The organism is Aerococcus sp. L_32, assembly GCF_050689315.1.
In genome coordinates this window covers 1-7,183 of record NZ_JBOEQF010000104.1, presented here as the reverse complement: position 1 = coordinate 7,183, position 7,183 = coordinate 1, and the positions used below count along the sequence as shown (strand labels likewise).

Genomic DNA, 7,183 nt, shown 5'->3' with positions numbered 1-7,183 from the left:
CACCCCATCGATTGTCCTTGTCCCCGCTGCTTTAAGCGCTGGAATAATTTGCCTTTCAGCGACACTTTCACTGTCCCGTAATTGCCATGATTTGGATGGATCTTGGTCAGCTAAAAGTGTAGTGAAGTTGATTTTCCCCGCTAAATCGATTAAATAGACCTTTCTTTGGTAAGGCATTTCTAGGAAAAAGGTATCCCCCTGCCCAATCGCCAGCATGGCTACTTGCCCGTATCTGTGTAAATAAGGGTTCAAATACAGTAAAACTAAGCTAAGCGCTAATAGTCCGTACAAGCTTTTACTGACTTTCGCTTTTGAAAGGTCTGCTAGATACATGAGTAAAGTGACCACAAAAAATACCAAGACAGCAATTTGTGGCCTACCCGTCACCCACTGAAACCAAGTCCATTTTTCAGCGAATAGAGCTAGCATTTCTATTCCCTCAATCAAATAGGCTAATCCAGCTTGTAGCCAGGTGAAATAAGTGCCTAAACCGGTGATTTGAATGAGTAAAATCAAAAGGAGTCCGGGAAATAAAAAGGTGGCGAATAGCCAGGAGTAGCCGTAATTTAAGATAAGGGACGCCCAGGAGAATTCAAAGTAGGTCATGGTTAAAAAGGGAATGGTGACTAAACTACAGATGAAACTTTGCCAGATTTCGACTTGTAGAGAGTGCCGGCATTTGGCTTGAATAAATTTCCCAGTAAATAAAATGGTATAGGACAAGGCATAGGTCAACTGAAAGGACAGGGTAAAGATACTGCGTGGGTCTATAATTAGGAGTAAAATCATGGACCAGGAAGTGCCTACGAGTGATGAAGGTTGCCCGCCCCACCGCTTCTGGAGGACGTTATAGGTATAGGCTACAAAGGACCGAATCATGCCGTAGGGCCAACCTAAAAAGACGGTATATATGAGTAGAATGGTAATGGCGAAATAATCAAAAGATTCTACTGTGATGCCTAATCGAAGAATGATTTTCTTGAAGAAAGTTAAGAAATACTGGACGTGAAAACCGGAAATCGAAAATAAATGAATCAGGCCAATCGCTTGATAAGCGTCTAACACCTCTCCTTCAAGTGCATCCATTTTATTGAAAAAGAGAGACAAAGTATAGGCTGATACGGTCGGATTTTGAATGGTCCCCAGCCAATTGATTATGGCTTGTCTTTGGTTGGCTAACCAAAATTGACCGTGATTCAAATCCCCATTAATTTCAATTGCATCCGGTGACATGATCCAATAAATATCCTGCCGTTTTAAATAAGTCCGGTAGTTAAACAGGTGAAAATTTTGGTTTTCATCGGCCATTTCCAAAGTACCCGTAATTACAGATCGAAATGATTGGTCTTTGTCTAACCAAGCTTTTTGGTCCACTTGTTCGTCCAGCATATAAAATACTTGTACCTTTTCATTTTGTCCGTTTAAACGCGTAGTCCCTTGAAAAGACAAGAGGTTCCCTTCAACTTTTACATCAGTGATGGCCACGTCCATAACCAATTCTTCTTCTGACCCAGTTAGGACACTGTGTCGGCCAGCATCTTGATATAAAAAATAAGTGCCGAGTAAACAATGTACAAACACTAGTTGTAGCAGATATTTACCCTCTTTTAAAGCAAGCACACGGACCATAAATAAACCATAACAAAGCCAGGCCCAAGGACTATTGGTCAGGGCTACAACGGCCAGTAGGAGTATACCGAAACTATGGAGGACTAACTTATATTGCATCTTAATTCACCGTGATTAAAGGTCGTAACTTCTCCATCGTTTTCTCCCCAATACCTGAAACTTGGTCTAGGTCATCGACGGTTTCAAATAGACCGTTCGTCTCCCGGTAATTAATGATATCGACTGCCCGCTTCTCCCCTATACCAGATAAAGTCTGTAGCATTGTAGTATCTGCAGTATTGATATTGACCAGGTCCCCGTCACTTGTACCGTCCCCAGAACTCTCGGATACAGCACTTTCTGTGACTTTGGAATTAGCAACCAATGCTTCAGTTGAAGGGCTGACCTCTTCACCAACTTTAGGGACATAAATCACCATTTGATCAGTCACTAATTGAGCTAAATTCACCTGACTTTGGTCAGCCTCTCCAGTTACCCCACCCGCCATTTCAACCACATCATGAACCCGCATACCTGGGGTTACTGGGACAACTTGCGGAACTTTGATAGCCCCTTTAATGTCTACATACCAGGTTTCATTGGGTGCGCTATTAGCGTTAGTTTCGGATTCTTCATTAGCTTCTTCTCTAGAGATTTCGCTTGCTATACCACTCACCGCACTTGATGAAACGACAGTATTTTTAGACAAACGCTCTTCTGGCGCTAACGAGTCCGATGTTGCTTCGTCCGTTTCTGCCTCTACCACTAAAGCATTAGTTTGGCCTTGTCTGCCTTGAAATACCTGACTAAGTCCGTAAATGCCTAGTCCACTCACAGTCAAACAGACGACAAAAATACCCAGCAAGTAGGGTCTATACAAGGACCACACTTGTTGGATATTCATTTCTTTAATATCTAACTGAAATTGTCTTAGCCACGCCCGCAACTGATTCATTATGATCACCTCACCTATTATATACGGCAAGATCAGTTAAAAGCGTCGGTTCATTTTTCAAAAAATTTAACCATTTAATTCAGCGTATTTGGCGTTAATGGCATCGTTGACATTTGGCGGCACAACGCCAGACACGTCCCCGTTAAACTTCGCCACTTCCTTAATAATAGAGCTTGAAACAAAACGATATTTCTCACTTGATAACAAGAGAACCGTCTCGATATCTGGTGCTTGATGCTTGTTCATTAAGGCGATGTTGGTTTCTTGTTCAAAGTCACTGCCGTTACGCAAACCGCGGATCAAAATACCGCAGTCCAATTCTTTAGCAAAATTCACTGTTAGGCCAGATTTTAAGTAGACCACTTCCACATTATCTAGGTGTTTAGTGGCTTCCTGAGCTAAAGCAAATTTCTCCTCCCCAGTAAATAAAGAGGTTTTGGTGGTATTTGTTGCGACAGCGACGTAGACGTAGTCAAACATCTTGGCTGCCCGCTCAATCATGTCCACATGGCCCATTGTTAAGGGGTCAAAAGACCCGGCGTATAAGGCTCTTCCTTTTGTTGTCATCTAGTCTTCCTCCATCTGGTATACCAGGATTCTAGTGATTCCGTAAGTCACATCTTTGATCTGTTTGAGTGGTCCAAAGGCTTCTGGCAGTGTGTCTCGCTTGTCTAATTCACAAATTAAGCGGGCATCCGGTGCCAGCCAATGATTTGCTAAAAAGCCGTTGATCACATCTTCTAATTGTTGGCCTTTATAAGGTGGGTCCAAAAATACCAAGTCAAATTGCAGGTCTTTATCTGCTTGACGTAATTGTTGGATGGCCTTGCGGTTGTCCCCTGACTTCAAAACATATTGGTCCTCAATCCGCACGGCAGCCACGTTTTCCTTAATCGTCGCTTGTGCTTGCCGGTTCTTTTCAAAACCGTAAACGATTGCTGCCCCTCTTGAAATGGCTTCTATTCCAAGCGCCCCAGACCCCGCATAGAAGTCCAGAACCCTTGTGTCCTCATCAAAATAAGGGCCGATAATATTAAATAATGATTCTTTGATTTTATCTGTAGTTGGTCGGGTATTATCCCCTGGCACCGCCTTTAAACGATGTTTCCCAAATTTTCCAGCTATAACGCGCATAGACTTGTCACCCCACGATTTAAAATTTGTCTATATTTTACCATATCAAAGACCGCCCACCTATAAGTGACCCTTTGAAAAAAGAATCCCCAAGATTAAGCTGAGCATTTTTCTGATTCAAACCTCATAAAAAAAGAACGCCGTGCTTAACCACGTGACGTCCTTCTCCAATGAATATTTAAAAGATTCTACACCATATAACCTAGGAAATACGGCAGTTGCTGGCGCCACCAAATCCAGTCATGAGACACATCTGGCCCCCATTCTGCGAACCAGGCTGGGATATTCTTATTCTCAAAAGCTTCACGCAACTTGTAGTAACCGGGCAGACCGTCTGCCTCCCAGTCACCTAAACCAGTACAAACGATGATATCTGCTTGGCGCAAGTGGTCGATAAACCATGGATCGTTTAAGGTCCAGATATAGTCCACTGGAGAGTTATAGTAAACGGCTAGGTCACCGCCGAAGTCACCACCGAAGTAACGGGCGTCGTAAACACCTGATAAGGCAAGGGTTTTATTAAAGACATCCGGATGCTTCAATTGAAAATTCAGGGCATGATAAGCGCCCATTGAGCAACCTGTTGTCATCATTGGGTCAAACCAACCTGTATAGTGCTTGATGAATGGGATAGCTTCATCAATAACATAACGTTCGTAGGCATTGTGGGCTTCAGCTCGGTCATGTTGGGACTTGCCCTTCTGTAACCAAGATTCTTGGTCATGGGATGATAAGGTGAAGAATTGAACTTTTCCTTCTTCGATAAAATAATGTGCGGCTTCAATCATGCCGAAGTCCGCAAATTCATCTTTAGAACCACCAGATGACGGGAATACCACTACCGGAATACCTGCGTGCCCGTAACGATTTAAGTACATTTCTTGATTTAAGTGACCTGAATAATGGTGTAAGAATTCTGCGTTCATGGGGTTTCCTCCAGTTTTGGGTAAAATGACAGTCAATGTAAAGCTAGCCTTCTTTATGTTGGTGGACGTAGTTGAAGATATCTTCAACTTCCTCTTCTGTATCCGCTAAAATACCATAGAATTGGTTACCTTGTAAGGCTGCAAAAGCATCTGGTAAACGTTTTGAGAAGACAAAACGGTCGCCGTAATGACTGCGTAAAGTCGCTTCATCGTGGGCATAAGTATTTTGATCACGGTGGGTAATAGCCACGCAATAACGAGCAGGTACAGTCGGTGTTTCAAAAGGTTGACCGTCCACAATGCGGGCAAATTGACGGAATAAATCCACATGGTTGGCATAGTTATACATATCAATAGCATACCCCCCAGCCACTCGGTTGTTGTATTCAACCACTAGGTAGTCGTCCCCATTTTCAAAGAATTCAATATGGAAGAACCGCTCCTTCATACCGAATTGTTTGACGATAGCTTGACCGTACGCCCGTAATTTTTCAGGAATTTCCTTTTGAATAATATAGCCGTAGTCTAATTGGTACTTTAATACCTCCAAAGTTGGGTCACGGTAATACAAGCTTGTTTCAAAGACAATTTCACCATTTTGGTCGATTAAACCGTCATAAGATAGTAATTTTGCATTTTCAATATAAGGCTCAAAGAAATAGGCCTCCTTCTCATCCCACTCTGCAATAAATTTATCCACTGCTTCTTGGTCTTTTAACTTGTATGTCCCTGAAGAACCAACACCTGAATTGGGTTTAGCCACTAAGGGTAGACCAAATTCTTTTACAATTCGATTAATCGTCCCCTTCTTATTGGCTATCTTACCAGGGACAGCTGGAACCCCTGCCTTAGCAAACAACTTCTTCATTTCAGACTTAAATTTAACCTTGCGCAAATCTTTGGGCTTGTTGCCAGGAATATTAAACTGTTCTCGAATCTCAGCTTCCAAATTCAACCAATGCTCATTTTGCGACTCAATGCGGTCAATTTTTCCGTGCTTGAAAAATAAATACGCAACGGCTTTTTTGACTTCTTCAGTATTTTCTAAGTCGTTGACTTTGTAGTATTCAGTCAAATCATCTTTCAAAGATTGAGGCAATTGGTCATAGGGTTCCTGACCGATGCCAAGAACGTTGAACCCTTGCTGTTTTAACCGGTTAGTAAATAATTGAAAATTCTCTGGATAAAAAGGTGATGTCACAATAAAATTCATGTAAGCTCCTCCGCTCAAGGTCTTTTGCTTGTATTTTATATTAATTTTCGATTAGAATCTCTCATTCATTATAAGTGGTAATGGGTGCAAAAGCAATTGCATTTAAGTTATGGGAAACGCATTCATTAATCCTTTTTAAGCCCCGCATAACGGGCACTCTGTATCATTTGAACTTAATATGCCCATCGGTTAGAATGGAAAGTGGAGGTGTTTTATGACACAAGAAGTTACTTTAAGATCTGCCCAAGCTGCAGACTATCCAGCATTACACGCATTAAACCGAGGCGCTTGGTTTCAATCAGACTATGAAGAATATCCGGAGGCAACTAACGCTTACGTTGACTTAAACTTAAACAACTCATTGAGTGATGCCTCAATGGCAACAGTGGCTGAGGTAGATGGACAAATCGCTGGCGTTATCTTAGCGTCTGCTGACTCAGAACCTAAATACGGACGAATGTTAATGCGGTCAACAGTTGATGCAGCTGCAACTATCCACGCACAAGGTCAGGAAATTGCCGACTATTTTTATGACCGGATGAAAATAGAAAGTGAATACGATGCAAAATTATTAGAAAAAGCGAAAGCAAGTACCGCCTATGATGGTCGCATCGTTTTATTTATTATGGATCCAAATTTTCAAGGTCTAGGAATCGGCAGCAAATTATTCCAAGCCGCTAAAGATTATTTTGAAGCTAAAAATGTGGCAAATTACTACCTATTTACTGACTCTTCATGTAATTATCCTTTCTATGACCACAAAGGAATGCACCGTGCAGGTAACATAACTTATCATCAACCCGGTCTATTTGAGCCGTTTGATGGTTCAAAAAGTACTGAACCTTTTGAATTTTTCATCTATGATAATCAATAAAAATACTTGAACACATTTCATATTATTTAATATCCGAAAACTTATTTTGAAGTTATGGTGGATTTTAGTATTACCTGTTTTAAAAAAACGTAGTAAAAAATTGTAGCAATGTCTAAAGTTAAAGTTAATTTTATAAATGTTCCATACACTCAATGAGTTAGCTGATTCCAGGAACTCAGCTGTGGGTAGCCAACCGAAATATGATATATCTCTCATATTAACGAATAAAGAAATCAAGTCACACTTCAAAGGTATAGCATGCTATTAATTTAGCCAATACGAAACCCCTCTAGATTTCTAGAGGGGTTTTTTATTACATTGCTACTTTTAAGGGTCATTTATTCTTATAGTTCGATTGAGTAGAGTTTTCATCTGGTTACAGATGATTCTAAATAAAATATTTTTTACTGTTTACTAAGTTCCGTTAATTTCTCTTAATCCCGCTAATCCAATTAGTGTTCCTAATCTTTATA

Annotated in this window: 7 protein-coding genes; 1 reads left to right on the top strand and 6 read right to left on the bottom strand. The window is 41.0% G+C overall.

What is annotated here, in order from left to right; genetic code table 11:
* The 6 genes from ACRCJ0_RS07830 to ACRCJ0_RS07805 all read right to left on the bottom strand — a co-directional run.
* Positions 1–1,728 (bottom strand): ComEC/Rec2 family competence protein (locus tag ACRCJ0_RS07830; RefSeq protein WP_431390096.1); only part of this gene is annotated, 1,728 nt, incomplete at its 3' end.
* A gap of 1 nt (position 1,729) precedes the next feature.
* Entirely contained in the window at positions 1,730–2,563 is an 834-nt protein-coding gene (locus ACRCJ0_RS07825; RefSeq protein WP_431390095.1) for a helix-hairpin-helix domain-containing protein, read from the bottom strand.
* Between the two features lie 66 nt (positions 2,564–2,629).
* On the bottom strand, positions 2,630–3,130 hold the full coding sequence (coaD, locus tag ACRCJ0_RS07820; RefSeq protein ID WP_431390094.1) for a pantetheine-phosphate adenylyltransferase: 501 nt from the start codon (positions 3,128–3,130) through the stop codon (positions 2,630–2,632).
* A complete protein-coding gene (gene rsmD / locus ACRCJ0_RS07815) occupies positions 3,131–3,697 on the bottom strand; it encodes a 16S rRNA (guanine(966)-N(2))-methyltransferase RsmD (protein WP_431390093.1) in 567 nt (188 codons plus the stop codon).
* Positions 3,698–3,885: 188 nt separating this feature from the next.
* A complete protein-coding gene (locus ACRCJ0_RS07810; protein WP_431390092.1) occupies positions 3,886–4,623 on the bottom strand; it encodes an esterase family protein in 738 nt (245 codons plus the stop codon).
* A gap of 43 nt (positions 4,624–4,666) precedes the next feature.
* Positions 4,667–5,836, bottom strand: a complete 1,170-nt coding sequence (locus ACRCJ0_RS07805) for an ATP-grasp domain-containing protein (RefSeq protein ID WP_431390091.1) — start codon at positions 5,834–5,836, stop codon at positions 4,667–4,669.
* A gap of 214 nt (positions 5,837–6,050) precedes the next feature.
* On the opposite strand from ACRCJ0_RS07805, the gene ACRCJ0_RS07800 reads away from it, so the two are divergent.
* Positions 6,051–6,710, top strand: a complete 660-nt coding sequence (locus ACRCJ0_RS07800) for a GNAT family N-acetyltransferase (protein ID WP_069286356.1) — start codon at positions 6,051–6,053, stop codon at positions 6,708–6,710.
* The last annotated feature ends 473 nt before the right edge of the window (positions 6,711–7,183 follow it).

What these genes read in the sequence shown, in the direction of transcription:
- coaD (WP_431390094.1), bottom strand. Translation starts at nt 3,130, where the DNA reads ATGACAACAAAAGGAAGAGCCTTATACGCCGGGTCTTTTGACCCCTTA.
- ACRCJ0_RS07805 (WP_431390091.1), bottom strand. Translation starts at nt 5,836, where the DNA reads ATGAATTTTATTGTGACATCACCTTTTTATCCAGAGAATTTTCAATTA.
- ACRCJ0_RS07810 (WP_431390092.1), bottom strand. Translation starts at nt 4,623, where the DNA reads ATGAACGCAGAATTCTTACACCATTATTCAGGTCACTTAAATCAAGAA.
- ACRCJ0_RS07825 (WP_431390095.1), bottom strand. Translation starts at nt 2,563, where the DNA reads ATGAATCAGTTGCGGGCGTGGCTAAGACAATTTCAGTTAGATATTAAA.
- ACRCJ0_RS07800 (WP_069286356.1), top strand. Translation starts at nt 6,051, where the DNA reads ATGACACAAGAAGTTACTTTAAGATCTGCCCAAGCTGCAGACTATCCA.
- rsmD (WP_431390093.1), bottom strand. Translation starts at nt 3,697, where the DNA reads ATGCGCGTTATAGCTGGAAAATTTGGGAAACATCGTTTAAAGGCGGTG.